11 protein-coding genes and 1 pseudogene are annotated in these 17,661 nt (G+C 64.0%); 7 read left to right on the top strand and 5 right to left on the bottom strand.

The annotated features are described in order from the left end of the window. The first annotated feature begins 8 nt into the window (after positions 1-8). The 3 genes from LB545_RS05275 (at position 9) to LB545_RS05265 (ending at position 2,782) form a co-directional block, all read left to right on the top strand. Positions 9-1,253, top strand: coding sequence for an NAD(P)/FAD-dependent oxidoreductase (locus LB545_RS05275; RefSeq protein WP_140879569.1), 1,245 nt, complete (start codon positions 9-11; stop codon positions 1,251-1,253). Between the two features lie 89 nt (positions 1,254-1,342). Further along, entirely contained in the window at positions 1,343-2,293 is a 951-nt protein-coding gene (locus LB545_RS05270) for an SPFH domain-containing protein (RefSeq protein ID WP_140624323.1), read from the top strand. A gap of 24 nt (positions 2,294-2,317) precedes the next feature. Further along, positions 2,318-2,782, top strand: a complete 465-nt coding sequence (locus tag LB545_RS05265; RefSeq protein ID WP_140686033.1) for an NfeD family protein — start codon at positions 2,318-2,320, stop codon at positions 2,780-2,782. A gap of 114 nt (positions 2,783-2,896) precedes the next feature. On the opposite strand, the gene LB545_RS05260 is transcribed toward LB545_RS05265, so the two are convergent. Beyond that, on the bottom strand, positions 2,897-3,898 hold the full coding sequence (locus tag LB545_RS05260) for an SIS domain-containing protein (protein WP_140686034.1): 1,002 nt from the start codon (positions 3,896-3,898) through the stop codon (positions 2,897-2,899). Between the two features lie 227 nt (positions 3,899-4,125). Here LB545_RS05260 and LB545_RS05255 point away from each other — a divergent pair, with 227 nt between their 5' ends. After that, positions 4,126-5,907: an outer membrane beta-barrel protein gene (locus LB545_RS05255; RefSeq protein ID WP_181165244.1), complete on the top strand. Its 1,782-nt coding sequence runs from the start codon at positions 4,126-4,128 to the stop codon at positions 5,905-5,907. A 56-nt stretch (positions 5,908-5,963) separates the two neighbouring features. On the opposite strand, the gene galU is transcribed toward LB545_RS05255, so the two are convergent. Next, positions 5,964-6,878: a UTP--glucose-1-phosphate uridylyltransferase GalU gene (gene galU / locus LB545_RS05250; RefSeq protein ID WP_181165245.1), complete on the bottom strand. Its 915-nt coding sequence runs from the start codon at positions 6,876-6,878 to the stop codon at positions 5,964-5,966. Between the two features lie 201 nt (positions 6,879-7,079). Here galU and LB545_RS05245 point away from each other — a divergent pair, with 201 nt between their 5' ends. Both LB545_RS05245 and LB545_RS05240 read left to right on the top strand, forming a co-directional pair. Further along, positions 7,080-8,303, top strand: a complete 1,224-nt coding sequence (locus LB545_RS05245; protein WP_140496283.1) for a lytic murein transglycosylase — start codon at positions 7,080-7,082, stop codon at positions 8,301-8,303. A gap of 27 nt (positions 8,304-8,330) precedes the next feature. After that, positions 8,331-9,560, top strand: a complete 1,230-nt coding sequence (locus LB545_RS05240) for a DUF459 domain-containing protein (RefSeq protein ID WP_140560304.1) — start codon at positions 8,331-8,333, stop codon at positions 9,558-9,560. Positions 9,561-9,717: 157 nt separating this feature from the next. Here the strand turns inward: LB545_RS05240 and LB545_RS05235 are convergent, their stop codons facing one another. Together LB545_RS05235 and gltB are read right to left on the bottom strand one after the other, a co-directional pair. Further along, entirely contained in the window at positions 9,718-11,172 is a 1,455-nt protein-coding gene (locus LB545_RS05235) for a glutamate synthase subunit beta (RefSeq protein WP_140879568.1), read from the bottom strand. A gap of 142 nt (positions 11,173-11,314) precedes the next feature. Then, positions 11,315-16,039, bottom strand: a complete 4,725-nt coding sequence (gene gltB / locus LB545_RS05230; protein ID WP_140560303.1) for a glutamate synthase large subunit — start codon at positions 16,037-16,039, stop codon at positions 11,315-11,317. 473 nt (positions 16,040-16,512) lie between these two features. On the opposite strand from gltB, the gene LB545_RS05225 reads away from it, so the two are divergent. Next, positions 16,513-17,565 carry a threonine aldolase family protein gene (locus tag LB545_RS05225; RefSeq protein ID WP_140513688.1) on the top strand — a complete coding sequence of 351 codons (1,053 nt, stop codon included), beginning with the start codon at positions 16,513-16,515 and terminating at the stop codon, positions 17,563-17,565. A 24-nt stretch (positions 17,566-17,589) separates the two neighbouring features. On the opposite strand, the pseudogene LB545_RS30955 reads toward LB545_RS05225, so the two are convergent. Continuing rightward, a pseudogene (locus LB545_RS30955) lies at positions 17,590-17,661 on the bottom strand (molecular chaperone); the annotation flags it as partial.

Raw genomic sequence — 17,661 nt, 5'->3', positions numbered from 1 at the left:
GACCATCGATGCCCCGCAAGCTCGACCTCAGAAGCGGGCGGCCAGTCTGGTCCGCCTATCGGGCACCCGCTGTCCCGACAAGCGCTCTGACCCGTGACGCCAAGGCCGATGTGCTGGTAATAGGCATGGGCATCAGCGGCGCCATGATCGCAGAAGCGCTGACGGCGGACGGCCGTTCGGTGATCTGCATCGACCGGCGCGGCCCGCTGAGAGGGTCGACGTCGGCGACCACCGCTCTGGTGCAGTTCGAGATCGACCAGCCGCTGACGGCACTCGGCAGGATGATCGGCAAGGCCTCGGCGGAACAGGCCTGGCGGCGCTCGCGTCTGGCCGTTTCCAACCTTGCCGGCCGCATAGCCGAGCTCTCCATCAACTGCCGCCTGAGCCGCGCCCCCTCCCTCTATCTGGCCGGTACCGTGCTCGGCCCATCGCAGTTGCGTGACGAGACCGAGGCGCGGCGACAGGCGGGCATCGCCGCGACCTATCTCGCCCCTGCGCCGCTGGCTGCGCGATTCGGCATCGAGCGCGACGGCGCCATCCTCAGCCATGGCAACATCGTGCTCGATCCGCGCAAACTGACCGCCGGATTGCTGCTGAAGGCGCTGGAGCGCAAGGCGCGCCTCTACGCCCCGGTCGAGGCGACCACGATCGAAGACAGCGCCAAGGAGGTCGTCGTCGCCACCAGGGGCGGCCCCATAATCAGCGCGCAGCACGTCCTGCTCGCGACCGGCTACGAGTTGACCGACATCGTGCCGGCAGCCGCCCACCGCGTCATCTCGACATGGGCCATCGCCACACGCCCGCAGCCGCGAAAGATTTGGCCGAACGCGGCCCTCATCTGGGAAGCGTCGGACCCCTATCTTTATGCAAGGGCGACAGCCGACGGCAGGGTGATCTGCGGCGGCGAAGACGAGGATTTTATCGACAAGGAACGGCGTGACGCGTTGATCGCCGGCAAGAGCCTGAGACTGGCCAGGAAGCTCGGCCGCCTGTTCCCGGATCTGGACACCAGGCCCGATTTTGCCTGGACCGGCTCCTTCGGCACCACAACCACCGGCCTGCCCTATATCGGCGCCATCCCTGGGCATCCGCGCATCCAGGCCGTGATGGGCTATGGCGGCAACGGCATCGCCTTCTCGCAAATCGCATCCGAAATCGTTTCTGCCGCCATCGCCGGATCGGAAGATACGGACGCAAGCCTGTTCGCCTTCAGGCACCGGCAGCAGCGACACAAACAATCCCTCATCACCTGATTGTAACGTTGTTGAAACACACTTAAGTGTTTGCTGAAGCCGGCTGCGGGAGAATGGCTCCCATGGCTTGCCTCTTGAGGGAGAGCCAAATGGATTTCAGTGGTTTCGATATCGCGATTATTGTTCTGGTCGCTCTTGTCGTGCTGGTGCTGTTCAAAGGCATAAAGACAATCCCGCAAGGTTACAATTATACGGTCGAACGCTTTGGCCGTTACACGAAAACGCTGTCGCCAGGCCTCAACCTCATCGTGCCGTTCATCGATCGCATCGGCGCCAAGTTGAACATGATGGAGCAGGTGCTCGACGTCCCGAGCCAGGAGATCATCACCCGCGACAACGCCATCGTCGGCGTCGACGGCATCGCCTTTTTCCAGATCCTCAACGCGGCGCAGGCGGCCTACCAGGTTTCCGGCCTGCAGAACGCCATCCTCAACCTGACCATGACCAACATCCGCACCGTGATGGGCTCGATGGACCTCGACGAGCTGCTGTCGAACCGCGACGCGATCAACGAGCGCCTGCTGCGCGTGGTCGACGAAGCGGCCCATCCCTGGGGCATCAAGATCACCCGCGTCGAGATCAAGGATATCAATCCGCCCGCCAACCTGATCGAATCGATGGGCCGGCAGATGACGGCCGAACGCAACAAACGCGCGCAGATCCTTGCCGCCGAAGGCCTCAAGCAGTCGCAGATCCTCGAGGCCGAAGGCCGCAAGGAAGCCGCCTTCCGCGATGCCGAGGCACGCGAGCGCTCCGCCGAAGCGGAAGCCCGCGCCACGCAAGTGGTGTCGGAAGCGATCTCCAAGGGAGATGTGCAGGCGCTCAACTACTTCGTCGCCCAGAAATACACCGAAGCGCTGGGCAAGATCGGTTCGGCCACCAACAGCAAGATCGTGCTGATGCCTTTCGAAGCGTCGTCGCTGATCGGCTCGCTGGGCGGCATCGGCGAGATCGCCAGGGAAGTGTTCAAGGGCGACGGGCCGGCCGGCACGCAACGGCAGGTCTCACGACCTCCGGTCGTCAGGCCGAGCGACAACTAATGCCTTTGTGAGTGGATCAAAACCATGATCGACCGCATCGTTTCCGAACTCGGCCCGTGGAACTGGATGGTTCTGGGCTTCGTGCTTTTGGCGATGGAAATCATCGCACCGGGCATCTTCATGTTGTGGACCGGCATCGCCGCGCTGATCGTGGGCGCGGTATCGCTGCTGGTCTGGGATGCGGCCAGCTGGACTTGGCAGGTCCAGGTGCTCGTCTTCCTCGCGCTGTCGCTGGTCTCGGCATTGGTCGGCAAGAAACTCATCGGCGGACGCGACGAACCGACCGACCAGCCGCTGCTCAACCGCCGTGGGGCGCAGATGATCGGCAGGATGGCGACGCTGTCCGAGCCGATCCGCGACGGCCGCGGCCGCATCAAGCTCGGCGACACGCTGTGGCGCGTCTCTGGCCCTGACCTGCCGGCCGGCACCCAGGTGCGCGTCACCGGAGCCGCCGACACCGATCTCGAACTGACCGTCGAGCGGGTGTGAAACCGGCTCCGCGCTAGCGCAATTCCAGGAAAAGTGTGTACGGTTTTCCGTCCGGAATTGTGCAGAAACAAAGAGATAGAGCAGTTCGCCGTTTCCGTGAAACGGTGGACTGCTCTACGCGGCGCCGATGCGCAAGAGATCGTGCAGGTGGACGAGCCCGACAGGCTTGTTGCCCTCCACCACCATCAGGCTGGTGATGGCTGAATTGTTGATCGTCTGCAGCGCGGTCGCCACCAGCGTGTCCGGCGCGGCGGTCTTGGGGGATCTCGTCATCACCTCATCGACCGTCATCGCCGTCAGGTTGCTGCCTATGTGACGCCTGATGTCGCCATCGGTGACGATGCCGATCAGCGCGCCGTCGGCGGCGGTGACCGCCACGCAGCCGAAGCCCTTGCGCGACAACTCCAGGATCGCGTCCTGCATGCCGGTGCCCGAAATGACCAGCGGCAACCTCTCGCCGACATGCATGATCTCGCGGATCTGCATCAGGTTGGCGCCGAGCTGGCCGCCGGGATGGAAGGTGCGGAAATGATCGGGCGTGAAACCCCGCGCCTCGAGCAGGGCGATCGCCAGCGCGTCGCCCATCACAAGTTGCAGCAGTGCCGATGTCGTCGGCGCCAGGCCATGCGGGCAGGCTTCCGGCGCACGCGGCAGCAAAAGCACGACGTCAGCGGCGCGCGCCAGCGCCGATGTCTCACCGGACGTGATTGCAATGAGCGGGATGGAGAAGCGCCTGGAATAGGCGACGATGCCCATCATCTCCTTGCTTTCGCCCGACCATGACATGGCGATGATGGCATCGTCCCTGGCGATCATGCCGAGATCGCCGTGGTTGGCTTCAGCGGGGTGGACGAAAAAAGCCGGCGTTCCGGTCGAGGCCAGGGTCGCGGCGATCTTCGAGCCGATATGGCCGCTTTTGCCGACGCCGGTGACGATGACCCGGCCTTCGATCCTCGAGATCATGTCGACCGCTTCGGCAAAGGGCTTCGCCAGCCCATTTTCGAGCGCCTCGGCCAGCGCCGCCACTCCCGCCTGTTCGGTCGCCACCGTTCTTAGTGCCGAAGCGATAGAGGCCTGTCTGTCCAACGGCTTCTTGTCGAGGGATCGCGCATCCATGGCCGATGCGATTAGCGCTTTGTGCCGCGCCTGTCCAACGGAAATGCCTCCCCCGACCGTCTAGGAGAGCGGTTCGAATGAACGAAGCGCAAGGTCACGAATGTCGAGACCTGGAACAATGAGCGCTTGGAAAAGCAATCGCCCCCCGCCTCAACCCTCCGTTAACCATCCCCATTTACGGTTCGGTAAGTATGGCGCGCGCTCGCGCCGCGCAAGCAGTGGTGGCGATGTCCGGGGCCCAGTCAGAAAAGACGAGAAGGCGAAAGAGCAAGGCTGCCTGCGCCTTGCTGCTGGCGACCAGCATCTTCGGCCTGCCGCGACCGACGCTGTCCTTCGCCCAGGAAACGGAGCTGCGCGGCGAGGTCTCGGAATCGGCGATCCTGTCCGACCAGCAGCGCAAAGCGAGACTGGCCGCCATAGCCGGTCAGGGTCAACAGCAGCCAGCGAATGCCGCCGGTCAGGACGACACGCCGTCGCGCACCTATCTGCCCGCCAGCGCCGGCGCTGCTCCTGACGATAGCGGTGCCGCCTCGCCCACTGGCAGCATCTTCGACCCGCCGGCGGCCGGTGACGACGTGACCGCCGACAATCCGCCTCCGCCCAAACCACGCCGGCCATCGGCCACCGGGCAGGCCAATGCGGACAAGACCGCCGACAGGGCGAAGACAAAGAAAAAGAACACCACCGCGACGACCGACGCGACCACCACCGCCAGCACGGCCGACGATGCCGACGCCACCGTCACCGGCACCGGCACCGACCAGGAGACCGCCAACCGCCGCGCCGTCACGATCGACAGCGTCGACCGGCAGCAGCTCGATCCGGGCGCCGAACGCACCGCTTCCATCGAAGGGCAGAAGAAGAAAATCGAGGACGATCCGTTCACCGCTCCAGGCATCAAATGGGGCTCCTTCGTCATAAGGCCGACGCTGGAGCAGGGCCTGACCGCCACCTCGAACGGCGATTCCAGCAGTGCCGGCAAAGCGGCGCTGCTGTCCGAGACGGCACTGCGCTTTTCCGCCGCCTCCGACTGGCGCGAGAACTCCGCGACCATTGATGGTTATGGCCTCTTCCGCGAGACCGTCTCGGGCTACCCGGTTCACAATGAGCAAGGCCGCATCGAAGGCCAGCTCAATGTCGACCTCGACAACGAGCAACGCGCCGTCGCCAAGCTCGGTTACGAGGCCGTGCCGGAATCGGCCTCGTCGCCCGACGCCATTGCAGGCGTCAGCAAGCAACCGCTGCGCCAGACCATCGACGGCAGCCTCGGCATCGAAAAGGACGTCGGCAAGGCGCAATACACTTTGACCGGCGCGGTCTCGCACGACTTCTATGGCGACGCCAAGCTTTCTGACGACACCTCGCTGTCGCAGAAGGATCGTAACTCCACGCTTTATACGGCGACCTTGCGCACCGGCTACGAAATCTCCCCTGCCCTTACGCCTTTCACCGAAATCGAGCTCGGGCGCAGGGCCTATGATCAACGCTTCGACAATGAAGGCTTCGAGCGTTCATCAACGCGGCTTGGTGCCCGCGCCGGCCTCGAGCTCGACATGGGCGAGAAGCTCGCCGGCGAGTTCTCGGCCGGCTGGCTGCGGGAAGCGATCGACGACGACCGCCTGGGGGCGATCGCGGGTGCCACCGTGGACGCCGACCTGAAATGGTCGCCCGAACGCGGCACCACGATCGGCCTGACCGGGCGGACCACGGTCGAGCCCACGACCACCGCAGGTGAAAGCGGCGACATCCTCTATTCCGGCCGCCTCACGGCCGAACGCCAGATCCGCGCCAACCTGACCGGCAATGCCGCGCTGGGCCTGGACTGGCGCGATTATATCGGCATAGACGGCCATGACAGGGTGCTGAGCGCCGAAGCCGGGCTGACATGGTGGCTGAACCGCTATGCCGGCCTCACCACCCGCGCCAGGACCGAGAAGCTCACCAGCAACCTGCCTGGCCGCGACTACACCGCCAACAGCATCTATCTCGGCTTGAAGGTGCAGCGGTAAGCGCGGGCCGCTAAGCTGCGTGCCGCATCCGAGACATCGGCCAGACAGCGCCTCCCTTAAAGCGCCGCCACAACGTCCTCCGAAGGCGCCATCTCGTCGAGAAGCCTGCGGATAACGCCGGCCATGCTCTGGTTCATGTCGTTGCGCCAGAGCGCGAAGGCCACATTGGCCTCGACGAACCCTTCCGGCGATCCGCAATCGAAGGTGCGGCCCTGAAAGTGGTAGCCGTAGAAGGGCTGCTGCTTCTCCAGCTTCAGCATTGCGTCCGTGAGCTGGATCTCGTTTCCGGCGCCCTTCTCCTGGCCTTCGAGGATTTTGAAAATCTCGGGCTGCAATATGTAGCGGCCATTGATGTAGAGATTGGAGGGCGCGGTGCCGGTCTTCGGCTTTTCCACCATCTCGGTGATGCGGAAGCCATGATGGGTGGCTTCGCCCCGGCCGACAATGCCGTATTTATGGGTCTCGGCGGGATCGCATTCCTGAACCGCGATAATGTTGTTGCCGGTCTCGGCATAGAGGTCGACCATGTCCCTCATGCAGCTCTTTTCCGACTGCATGATCATGTCGGGCAACAAGAGCGCGAACGGCTCGTCGCCGACCAGTTCGCGCGCGCACCAGACGGCATGGCCAAGTCCGAGCGGCACCTGCTGGCGAGTGAAGCTGGTCTGTCCCGGCCCGGGCTGCAGCCGCTGCAGCCTGGCGAGCTGGTCGTCCTTGCCGCGCTGGGCGAGCGTGTCATAGAGCTCGAACTGGATATCGAAATGATCCTCGATGACCGCCTTGTTGCGCCCGGTGACGAAGATGAAATGCTCGATGCCTGCCTCGCGCGCCTCGTCCACCACGTATTGGATGACGGGCCGGTCGACCACGGTAAGCATTTCCTTGGGGACGGCCTTGGTGGCCGGGAGAAACCGCGTGCCGAGACCTGCGACCGGGAAAACTGCCTTGCGAACTCTCTTCATGCCTTCAATTATCCGTTTGCAGGCCGGCTCCGCAATCCCGCGCCGCGACATTTTCACGCCGGAATTGAGGATTATCGGGCGAATGAAGGGAAACTTGCACCGGTAGAAGCATCGAGGCGCCTTTTCGTTCCAGGGGCGGCCTATGGTAAACCAATTCCTAACCTGGTTCGGCGATGAATGGTCTTTCCCAAGACGGAGAAGGAGGAAAAGATGTCCGTTCGCAATGCCGCAAAGCGTTTCACCAGCGTCATGACGGCCGCCAGCCTCTCGCTCGCCATGCTGATGCCTGCCGGGCCGGCCTTCGCCGATGCCGGCTTCCGGCAATGGGTCGCCGGCTTCCGCGCCACCGCGGTGCAGGGGGGCGTTTCCGGCGCCGTCTATGACCGCGCCTTCAGGGGCATCGACGAACCCGATCCGGTGGTGCTGGAAAAAGCCCGAACCCAGCCGGAATTCACCGCACCCGCCTGGGATTATTTCGACAACCGCGTCCACGACCAGTCGGTCGCGGTCGGCCAGCAGATGGCCAGGAAATGGAAGCCGTGGCTGGACAGGATCGAGGCGAGGTTCGGCGTTGACCGCAACGTCCTGCTGGCCATCTGGTCGATGGAATCCAACTATGGCGAGATCCTCAAGCGCGACGACATCATGCGCAATGTCGTCCGCTCGCTGGCGACCCTGGCCTATGGCGATCAGAAGCGGTCGAAATATGCCCGCACGCAACTGGTCGCCGCACTGAAGATCCTCCAGACCGGCGACATCGACGAGAGCCACCTCATGGGCTCCTGGGCGGGCGCCATGGGCCAGACCCAGTTCATCCCGACCAGCTACCAGCACTATGCGGTGGACATGGACGGCAACGGCAAGCGCGACATCTGGAATTCCATTCCCGATGCCTTGGCGACATCAGCCAATCTGCTCAAGAAGAATGGCTGGCAGGCCGGCAAGACCTGGGGCTACGAGGTGGCCTTGCCGGCCGGCAAGCTGCCTGCAGGCTCCAGGACGCTGGCGCAATGGCAGGCGCTCGGCGTGGTCAGGGCGAGCGGCAAGCCGTTCAGGAACCTCAGCGACAAGGCGACGTTGAAAGTACCGGATGGCCGCGGCGGTCCCGCCTTCCTGATGATCAGGAATTTCTCGGTCATCAAGGCTTACAACAATGCCGACAAATACGCGCTTGCCGTTGGCCTTCTTGCCGACGAGATCGCCGGTTCCACCGGCCTCGTACAGGACTGGAAACGGCCTTTCACCAAGCTGACGTTCGAGGAAAGGCAGGAATTGCAGAAGCGGCTTTCCCAGCACGGCCTTTATGATGGCAAATTCGACGGCAAGATCGGCGACGGGTCGAAGTCGGCCATCATGGCCTATCAGGCAAAGGTCGGCTTGACCCAGGACGGCTATCCGAGCATGGAAGTGCTCAAATGGCTCAGGCAAAAATAGGGCCTGTCATGAACTGAGGAGGAGCGATTGGCTTGGGCTGCGCGCATCGGGACGTTCATTCCCCGCATGCTGGTGCTGTTCCTGGCCGTCGCCGTGCTCGCCGTCGCCATGGCAGGCGCCTTCCATGCGCCCGCCATGGCGCAGGAGCAGCAAAGCCGCGGCTGGTCATTGCGTGACCTTCTGTTCCCGCGCCGCAGCGAGCGGATCGAGCCGCCGCTGGACATCCAGAAACCAAGGCCCAGGCCCAAGGCAAAAAAGCCGCGCGCGCCGCGTCCGCCCGCGGAACCGGAAATCCCGATCGCCGAGAAGGCGCCGGACGCCCGGGTCGTCCTGGTGGTCGGCGATTTCATGGCGGCCGGGCTCGCCGAAGGTCTAGACACCGCCTTTGCCGAGAATACCGGCGTCAGGATCGTCGTTCGCTCCAATGGCTCGTCGGGCTTCGTGCGCGATGATTTCTACAATTGGCCAGAACAGATCAAATCATTGATAGAGACCGAAAAGCCCGCCGCCGTGGTCGTGATGCTGGGTTCCAACGACCGCCAGCCGATGAAGGTGGGGGATGTGCGCGAGCAGCCCCGTTCCGAGACCTGGACCAAGGAATACGAGCGCCGCACCGAAGCGTTCGGCAAGGCCATCGCCACGGCCAAGGTGCCTTTCCTGTGGGTCGGCATGCCGGCGTTCAGGGTTTCGAAGATGACATCCGACATGCTCGCCTTCAACGACATCTACCGTCAGGCGGCCGAAAGCCATGGCGGCGAATTTGTCGATATCTGGGATGGATTCGTCGATGAGAACGGCGCCTTCGTCACTAGTGGCCCCGACATCAACGGCCAGCCCGTGCGGCTGCGCTCCGATGACGGCATCAACATGTCGAAGGCCGGCAAGCGCAAGCTCGCCTTCTATACCGAAAAGCCGCTGATGAAGGTCCTGGGCCTGGCCGCGCCGGGAAGCGTCGCCCCGACCGCTGCTCCTGCCGGCGCGCCGGTCGAGGCGCCGGCGCCGGCCGCCGCTCCCATCGTCATTGACCGCACCGCGCCGATGCTGCTCAGCGATCCGGCGCTCGACGGCGGCACGGAACTGCTCGGCGCCGGACCGCCCGCGAAGGCCAACCCGGGCCTGCCCGGCGAAAAACTGGTGGTCGAGGGCAAGGCGCCGGTGGCTTCGCCCGGCCGCGCCGACGATTTCGCCTGGCCGCCGAAGACAAATCCGGCAGCCGCGGCCGCCAGGGCTGGCACGACGACGGCCATCACTCCTTAGCAACGCGGAGGGGCCCGAAACCGTTTTCGGAACTCGCTGCTGCGAGTCATATGATGGCGTTTTCGAGAACCGGAGCGGAGCGTACTTTGGGGTACGTGAGCACCGGAAGCGCAGAAACGCCTTCAGATGGCCGCAGGAGTAGAGTTTCCAAACGGTCTCAGCGGGGCAGGACGCTCGAACCCATCAATGCCTCGTCGATCGAACGCGCCGCCTGGCGACCCTCGCGGATGGCCCAGACCACCAGCGACTGGCCGCGGCGCACGTCACCCGCGGCATAGAGCCTGTCGACGCTGGTCCGGTAGTCGCGGTCATTGGCCTCGACATTGCGGGAGCGTCGGCTGTCGGTGACGATCTTCATATCCCCTTCGAGCTCCGACACCACGCCGGCCATGGCCGGCCCGGCAAAGCCGATGGCGATGAAGGCGAGATCGGCGCGGATGACGAACTCGGTGCCGACGATCGGTCGGCGCTTATCGTCGACCTCGCAGCATTTGACACCGGTCAGCTGGCCTTCCTCGCCGATGAATTCGAGTGTCGCCACCTGGAATTCGCGCTCGGCGCCCTCGGCCTGCGAGGAGGAGGTGCGCATCTTGGTCGCCCAGTAGGGCCAGACGGCGAGCTTGTCTTCCTTCTCCGGCGGCTGCGGACGGATGTCGAGCTGCGTGACGCGCACGGCGCCTTGGCGGAAGGCGGTGCCGACGCAGTCGGAAGCGGTATCGCCGCCGCCGACGACGACGACATGCTGGCCGCTGGCGATGATCGGGTGCGACGGCCACGCCACCGACTGGATCGGCTCGCCGCCGACACGCCGGTTCTGCTGCACGAGATAGGGCATCGCGTCATAGACGCCGCCGAGATCGTCGCCGGGGATATTGGCCGCGCGCGGGGTCTCGGATCCGCCGCAATAGAGCACCGCGTCATGCTCGGCGAGCAGTTCGGCCACGGGCTTGTCGATGCCGACATTGACGCCGCAATGGAAGGTCACGCCTTCGCCCTGCATCTGCTCGATGCGACGATCGATATAGTGCTTCTCGATCTTGAAGTCCGGAATGCCGTAGCGCATCAGCCCGCCTGGCCGGCTTTCGCGCTCGTAGACATGGACATCATGGCCGGCGCGGCCGAGCTGCTGGGCGGCGGCCATGCCGGCCGGGCCGGAGCCGATGACGGCGACGCGCTTGCCCGTCTTCCTCTCCGGCGGATAGGGCCTGATATGGCCGTTCTCGTAGGCCTTGTCGGCGATCGCCTGCTCGACCGTCTTGATGGCCACCGGAATGTCCTCGAGGTTCAGCGTGCAGGCTTCCTCGCAAGGCGCGGGGCAGATGCGGCCGGTGAATTCGGGGAAATTGTTGGTCGAATGCAGGTTGCGGATCGCATTGTCCCAGTCCCTGTTATAGACGAGGTCGTTCCAGTCCGGGATCTGGTTGTGGATCGGGCAGCCGGTCGGCCCGTGACAGAACGGGATGCCGCAGTCCATGCAGCGCGCGGCCTGTTTCTCGACCTCCTTGTCCGACATCGGCAGCGTAAACTCGCGGAAATGCCGGATGCGGTCGGAGGCCGGCTGGTACTTGTGCACCTGCCGGTCGATCTCGAGAAAGCCTGTTACCTTGCCCATAGTCCAGTTCCTGCTGTCCAGATGGTGCGGTTTTCGCCGCACCCGTTAACCTCTTCAGGCAGCCGTGGCAACCTTCCGCGAGAGGTCAAATTATCAGTGACATGGAGCCGGGAAGCCTGGGCTTCCCGGCCTTTGCGAAGATCTATTCGGCCGCCACGCTCATGCGCATGCGTTCCATCTCGATCAGCGCGCGGCGGTATTCGACCGGCATGATCTTGCGGAATTTCGGCCGGAACGCCGCCCAATTGTCGAGGATCTCGCGGCCGCGCACCGAACCCGTATAGTGCACGTGGTTCGAGATCAGCTGATAGAGCCGCTCCTCGTCATGGCTGGTCATGTCACCCGAGACGTCGACGCGGCCCTTGTGGTCGAGGTCGCCGCCATGATGCAGCAGCTTTTCCATCAGGTCGTCTTCTTCCGGCACCGGCTCCAGCTCGACCATGGCCATGTTGCAGCGCTCGGCGAAATCGCCCGCCTCGTCCAGCACATAGGCAACGCCGCCCGACATGCCGGCGGCGAAGTTGCGGCCGGTCTTGCCGATGACGACGACGATGCCACCGGTCATGTATTCGCAGCCATGGTCGCCGACGCCCTCGACGACGGTGACGACGCCCGAGTTGCGCACCGCGAAGCGCTCGCCGGCGACACCGGCAAAATAAGCCTCGCCTTCGGTAGCGCCATAGAGCACCGTGTTGCCGACGATGATGGACTCGGCCGCGACGATCTTGGCTTCATCCGGCGGCCGGATGACGATGCGGCCGCCCGACAGGCCCTTGCCGACATAGTCGTTGCCGGCGCCGACCAGCTCGAAGGAGATGCCGCGCGCCAGGAAGGCGCCGAAGGACTGGCCGGCGGTCCCGGTCAGCTTCACCTGGATCGTATCCTCGCGCAGGCCCTTGTGCCTGAAGCGCTTGGCCACCTCGCCCGACAGCATGGCGCCCGCCGAACGATCGACATTGCGGATGTCGACCTCGATCTTGACCGGCTGCTTGGCCTCCAGTGCCGGCTTGGCCAGCTCGATCAGCTTGCGGTCGAGCACGTCGTCGATCGGGTGCTTCTGCCGCTCGGTCCAGTGCACCGCCTCATGTGGCGCATCGGGCTTGTAGAACATCCTCGAGAAGTCGAGCCCGCGCGCCTTCCAATGCTGGATCACGTCGCGCTTTTCCAGGAGATCGGCGTCGCCGATGATCTGGTCGATATGGGTGAAGCCCATTTCGGCAAGCAGTCCGCGCACCTCTTCAGCGACATAGAAGAAGAAGTTGATGACGTGCTCGGGCGTGCCCTTGAAGCGCTTGCGCAGCACCGGATCCTGCGTCGCCACGCCGACCGGGCAGGTGTTGAGATGGCATTTGCGCATCATGATGCAGCCGGCCGCGATCAGCGGCGCGGTCGAGAAGCCGAACTCGTCGGCGCCGAGCAGCGCGCCGATGATGACGTCGCGGCCTGTGCGCAATCCGCCATCGACCTGCAGCGCCACGCGCGACCTGAGACCGTTGAGCACCAGCGTCTGGTGCGTCTCGGCAAGGCCCATCTCCCACGGGCTGCCGGCATGCTTGAGCGATGTCAGCGGCGAGGCACCCGTGCCGCCATCGTAACCCGAGATGGTGATGTGGTCGGCGCGCGCCTTGGCGACGCCCGCCGCGACCGTGCCGACCCCGACCTCCGACACCAGCTTGACCGAAATGTCGGCCGCCGGGTTGACGTTCTTCAGATCGTAGATCAGCTGCGCCAGATCCTCGATCGAATAGATGTCGTGATGCGGCGGCGGCGAGATCAGGCCGACGCCGGGCGTCGAGTGCCGGACCTTGGCGATGGTGGCGTCGACCTTGTGGCCGGGCAACTGGCCGCCCTCGCCGGGCTTGGCGCCTTGCGCCACCTTGATCTGCATGACGTCGGAGTTGACGAGATATTCGGCCGTCACGCCGAACCGTCCGGAAGCGATCTGCTTGATCGCCGAACGTTCGGGGTTCTTGCCGCCGCCGGGCAGCGGCAGATAGCGGTCTGCCTCTTCGCCGCCCTCGCCAGTGTTCGACTTGCCGCCGATGGCGTTCATGGCGCGCGCCAGCGTCGTATGCGCTTCCCTGGAGATCGAGCCGAACGACATCGCGCCGGTCGAGAAACGCTTGACTATCTCGGCCGCCGGCATGACGTCGTCGAGACGGACCTTCTTGCGGCCGGTATCTTCCGCCAGCTTGATCTTGAACAGGCCACGAATGGTCTGCGCGCGCGCCGTCTCGCTGTCGATCTGCGCGGAATACTCCTTGAAGGTCTCCCAGGACCCCTGACGCACGGCGTGCTGCAAGGTGGCGACCGCGTCGGGCGACCACATATGCGCCTCGCCACGCATGCGGAACAGATATTCGCCGCCCACATCCAGGCTGTTGCGCAGCACCGGATCGTTGCCGAAACCATCCGTATGACGCCTGAACGTCTCCTCGGCGATCTCGTCCAGCCCGACGCCTTCGATCAGCGTGGCGGTGCCGGTGAAATACTTCTCCACGAAATCGGTCTTCAGCCCGATCGCGTCGAAGATCTGCGCGCCACAATAGGACTGGTAGGTCGAGATGCCCATCTTCGACATCACCTTGAGGATGCCCTTGCCGATCGACTTGATGTAGCGCGACACGACTTCGTAGGCGTCGACCTCTTCCGGCAATTCGCCGCGCTTGTGCATGTCGAGCAGCGTGTCGAAGGCGAGATAGGGATTGATCGCTTCGGCGCCGTAGCCGGCAAGACAGCAGAAATGATGCACTTCGCGCGGCTCGCCGGATTCCACGACGAGCCCGACCGAAGTACGCAGCCCCTTGCGGATCAGATGATGATGCACCGCGGCCGTGGCCAGAAGCGCGGGAATGGCGATGCGGTCCGGCCCGAGCTGGCGGTCGGACAGGATGATGATGTTGTAGCCGCCGGCGACCGCCGCTTCCGCCCGCTCGCACAGCCGATCGATGGCGCCCTGCATGCCGGCCGCGCCCTCGATCGAGGCATAGGTGATGTCGATCGTCTTGGTGTCGAACCGATCCTCGGTGTGGCCGATGGAGCGGATCTTTTCGAGATCGCCATTGGTCAGGATCGGCTGGCGCACTTCCAGCCGCTTGCGGCGCGAACTGCCGACCAGGTCGAATATGTTGGGCCGCGGGCCGATGAAGGACACCAGGCTCATCACCAGTTCCTCGCGGATCGGATCGATCGGCGGATTGGTGACCTGGGCGAAGTTCTGCTTGAAATAGGTGTAGAGCAGCTTCGATCTGTCCGACATTGCCGAGATCGGCGTGTCGGTGCCCATCGAACCGACGGCTTCCTGGCCTGTGGTGGCCATCGGCGACATCAAGAGCTTGGTGTCTTCCTGGGTGTAGCCGAACGCCTGCTGGCGGTCGAGCAGGCTGACATCCTTGCGCAGCGCGCGCGGCTCGACCGGCTTCAGGTCCTCCAGGATGAGCTGCGTATTGGCGAGCCAGGTCTTGTAGGGATGCCTGGTGGCGATCTCCGACTTGATCTCCTCGTCGGAAACGATGCGGCCCTTGGCAAGATCGATCAAGAGCATGCGGCCGGGCTGCAGCCGCCACTTCTGGACGATCTTTTCCTCCGGCACAGGCAGCGCGCCGGCCTCCGACGCCATGATGACCCGGTCGTCGTCGGTGACGATGTAGCGCGCTGGCCGCAAGCCGTTGCGGTCGAGCGTGGCGCCGATCTGGCGCCCGTCGGTGAAGGCGACCGCGGCGGGCCCGTCCCACGGCTCCATCAGCGCCGCGTGGTATTCGTAGAAGGCCTTGCGGTCGGCGTCCATGAGCTTGTTGCCGGCCCAGGCTTCCGGGATCAGCATCATCATGGCGTGGCTGAGGCTGTATCCGCCCTGGAACAGGAACTCGAGCGCATTGTCGAAACATGCGGTGTCGGACTGGCCCTCATAGGAGATCGGCCAGAGCTTGGAGATGTTGTTGCCGAACAGCTCCGAATCCACCGACGCCTGGCGCGCCGCCATCCAGTTGTTGTTGCCGCGCACGGTGTTGATCTCGCCATTGTGCGCGACCATGCGATAGGGATGCGCCAGCTTCCACGAGGGGAAGGTGTTGGTGGAGAAGCGCTGGTGGACCAGGATCAGCGCCGTTTCGAAGCGCGGATCGGACAGGTCCTTGTAATAGGCTCCGACCTGATAGGCCAGGAACATGCCCTTGTAGACGATGGTGCGCGCCGACAGCGACACGCAGTAGGCGCCGATGTCCTTGTTGTCGTTCTCGGCGTAGATGCGGCCCGATATGACCTTGCGCAGCAGATAGAGCCTGGCCTCGTACTCCTCGTCGTCGGGAATGTCGGCCGTGCGGCCGATGAAGACCTGCCGGTGGAACGGCTCGGATGCCACGATATCCGGAGCCTTGGAAAGCGACGAATTGTCGACCGGCACGTCACGGAAGCCGAGCAGCGGCAGCCCCTCGGACTGCGCCGATTCGGCAATGATGTCCTCGACATGGGCGCGCAGCGCGGCATCCTGCGGCATGAACCAATGGCCGACGCCATACTGCCCCGCCGACGGCAGCTCGACGCCCTGCGCGGCCATCTCCTCGCGGAAGAAGCCGTCGGGTATCTGCACCAGCACGCCCGCGCCGTCGCCCATCAGCGGATCGGCGCCGACGGCGCCGCGATGCGTCAGGTTTTCGAGCATGGAAAGCCCGTCCTCGACGATCGTGTGCGACTTCGCGCCCTTCATGTTGACGATGAAGCCGACACCGCAGGCATCGTGCTCGTTGCGCGGATCGTAAAGGCCCTGGGCGGTCAAACCGGTGCGGCGGGTATTGGCCAGGGTTTTGACGGCTGCCGCTTTCGTCTGCGCGGCCTTGCCGTTCGTCGCAGCGTGCGTCAATTCCGTCATCGTCCTGTCCTCCATTCCGCGTCCTTGCGGGCGCTGGTTTGCCTCGGGAAGCGCATTGCTTCCCCTTCATCCTTACGGCACGTCTTGCGAAATCCTTGCCGAACCATGCGGCTCGCCGCGCGGTTCGCATCCGGTATCGTACAGGCCAGAGCACGGCCGTCCACCTGTCGCTCGCGGCAAAAGCCGGAGAGGCTTAGAATACGCCAATCCAGCCTGTTTTGCGCGACAAAATAAGACAGCACTACTGTCCTAAATTTTTATGGCAGAAAAGCCGGGCGCATACAAGACCGATTCACAAAAAACTTCGGCGTTCCGCGACACAAAGTTTCGTGAAATACGCGCTAAACGCAAGCTTCCGTCCCTGCCGGTTTTCGGCAGTTCGCTGGCTTTACCCGTTTTCTGGCGTCTGGCCCTTGCGAGCCAGCCATGAAACCGGTCAAGGTTGCAGCGATTTTCCCAGCACAGGCAGATGCATGTTCTTCGCTTCCGACAATTGGGCAGGCGCCCACCCCAACATCGCCTCCGGTCTCTCGGCCCACGCCGGCGGCTTTTCCACTGCCTATGGCGATGGCGCGCTCGACCAGGCCGTCTGCCAGCGCTTCAGCGAAATCTTCGAACGCGAGGTTGCGGTGTTCTTCGTGGCCACCGGCACCGCCGCCAATTCGCTGGCGCTGACCGCCTACAACAAGCCCGGCGGCATTTCCTTCGCTCATCGCGAATCGCATGTCATCGAAGATGAGTGCGGCGCACCGGAATATTTCTCCGGCGGCTCGCGGCTGCATGCCGTCGATGGCGCGCTGGGCCGGATCGATCCGCACAATCTGGAAACGGCGATCGGCCGTTTCGCCGGCGAGGTGGTCCATTGGGGCCGGCCGATGGCGGTCTCGATCACCCAGTCGACGGAGGTCGGCACGGTCTACGGCCTGCATGACATCGCCGCGATCTCGGCCATCGCGCGGCAACATTCCGTGCCATTGCATATGGACGGCGCCCGCTTTGCCAATGCACTGGTCGCGCTCGACACGACGCCCGCCGAAATGACCTGGAAAAGTGGCGTCGACATACTGTCTTTCGGCGGCACCAAGAACGGCTGCTGGTGCGCCGAGGCGATCGTGCTGTTCGATCTCGAGCGTGCCCGGGAATTGGCCTTCCTGCGCAAGCGCGCAGCCCAGCTGTTTTCCAAATCGCGCTTTATCGCGGCACAGTTCGAGGCTTATTTCCGCGACGGCCTGTGGCTCGACACCGCCAGGCACGCCAATGCCATGGCTGCCCGTCTTGCCGCGGCGATCGAGGATTCCCAGACGGCGAAACTGGCTTGGCTGCCGCAAGCGAACGAGGTTTTCGCGGTGATGAAAAAGGCTGAAGCCGACAGGCTGCAGGCGGCGGGTGCTGTTTTCTACGACTGGCACAAGCCGCATGGCTTCGAAGGCCATATCGGCGAGGACGAATTGCTCTATCGCTTCGTCACCAGTTTTGCGACGACGTCAGAGGAAGTCGACCGCTTTGGCCAGTTGATCGCAGGATAATTGCTGTTCTCGGCAAATAAAAAAGAAGCGGCGCTCGAAGGCCCTGGAGGCAATGCCGCGATAGAGCAGTTCGGAACCCTCGCCGGTGCCCTCATC

Source organism: Mesorhizobium sp. BR1-1-6 (assembly GCF_020165355.1).
Classification (GTDB): domain Bacteria; phylum Pseudomonadota; class Alphaproteobacteria; order Rhizobiales; family Rhizobiaceae; genus Mesorhizobium.
This window is presented reverse-complemented; position numbering and strand designations above follow the sequence as displayed.

Coding starts and splice junctions, on each gene's coding strand:
- LB545_RS05235 (WP_140879568.1), bottom strand. CDS start 11,172: ATGGGCAAGGTAACAGGCTTTCTCGAGATCGACCGGCAGGTGCACAAG.
- LB545_RS05260 (WP_140686034.1), bottom strand. CDS start 3,898: ATGGATGCGCGATCCCTCGACAAGAAGCCGTTGGACAGACAGGCCTCT.
- LB545_RS05265 (WP_140686033.1), top strand. CDS start 2,318: ATGATCGACCGCATCGTTTCCGAACTCGGCCCGTGGAACTGGATGGTT.
- LB545_RS05270 (WP_140624323.1), top strand. CDS start 1,343: ATGGATTTCAGTGGTTTCGATATCGCGATTATTGTTCTGGTCGCTCTT.
- LB545_RS05255 (WP_181165244.1), top strand. CDS start 4,126: ATGTCCGGGGCCCAGTCAGAAAAGACGAGAAGGCGAAAGAGCAAGGCT.
- gltB (WP_140560303.1), bottom strand. CDS start 16,039: ATGACGGAATTGACGCACGCTGCGACGAACGGCAAGGCCGCGCAGACG.
- LB545_RS05225 (WP_140513688.1), top strand. CDS start 16,513: ATGTTCTTCGCTTCCGACAATTGGGCAGGCGCCCACCCCAACATCGCC.
- LB545_RS05245 (WP_140496283.1), top strand. CDS start 7,080: ATGTCCGTTCGCAATGCCGCAAAGCGTTTCACCAGCGTCATGACGGCC.
- LB545_RS05275 (WP_140879569.1), top strand. CDS start 9: ATGCCCCGCAAGCTCGACCTCAGAAGCGGGCGGCCAGTCTGGTCCGCC.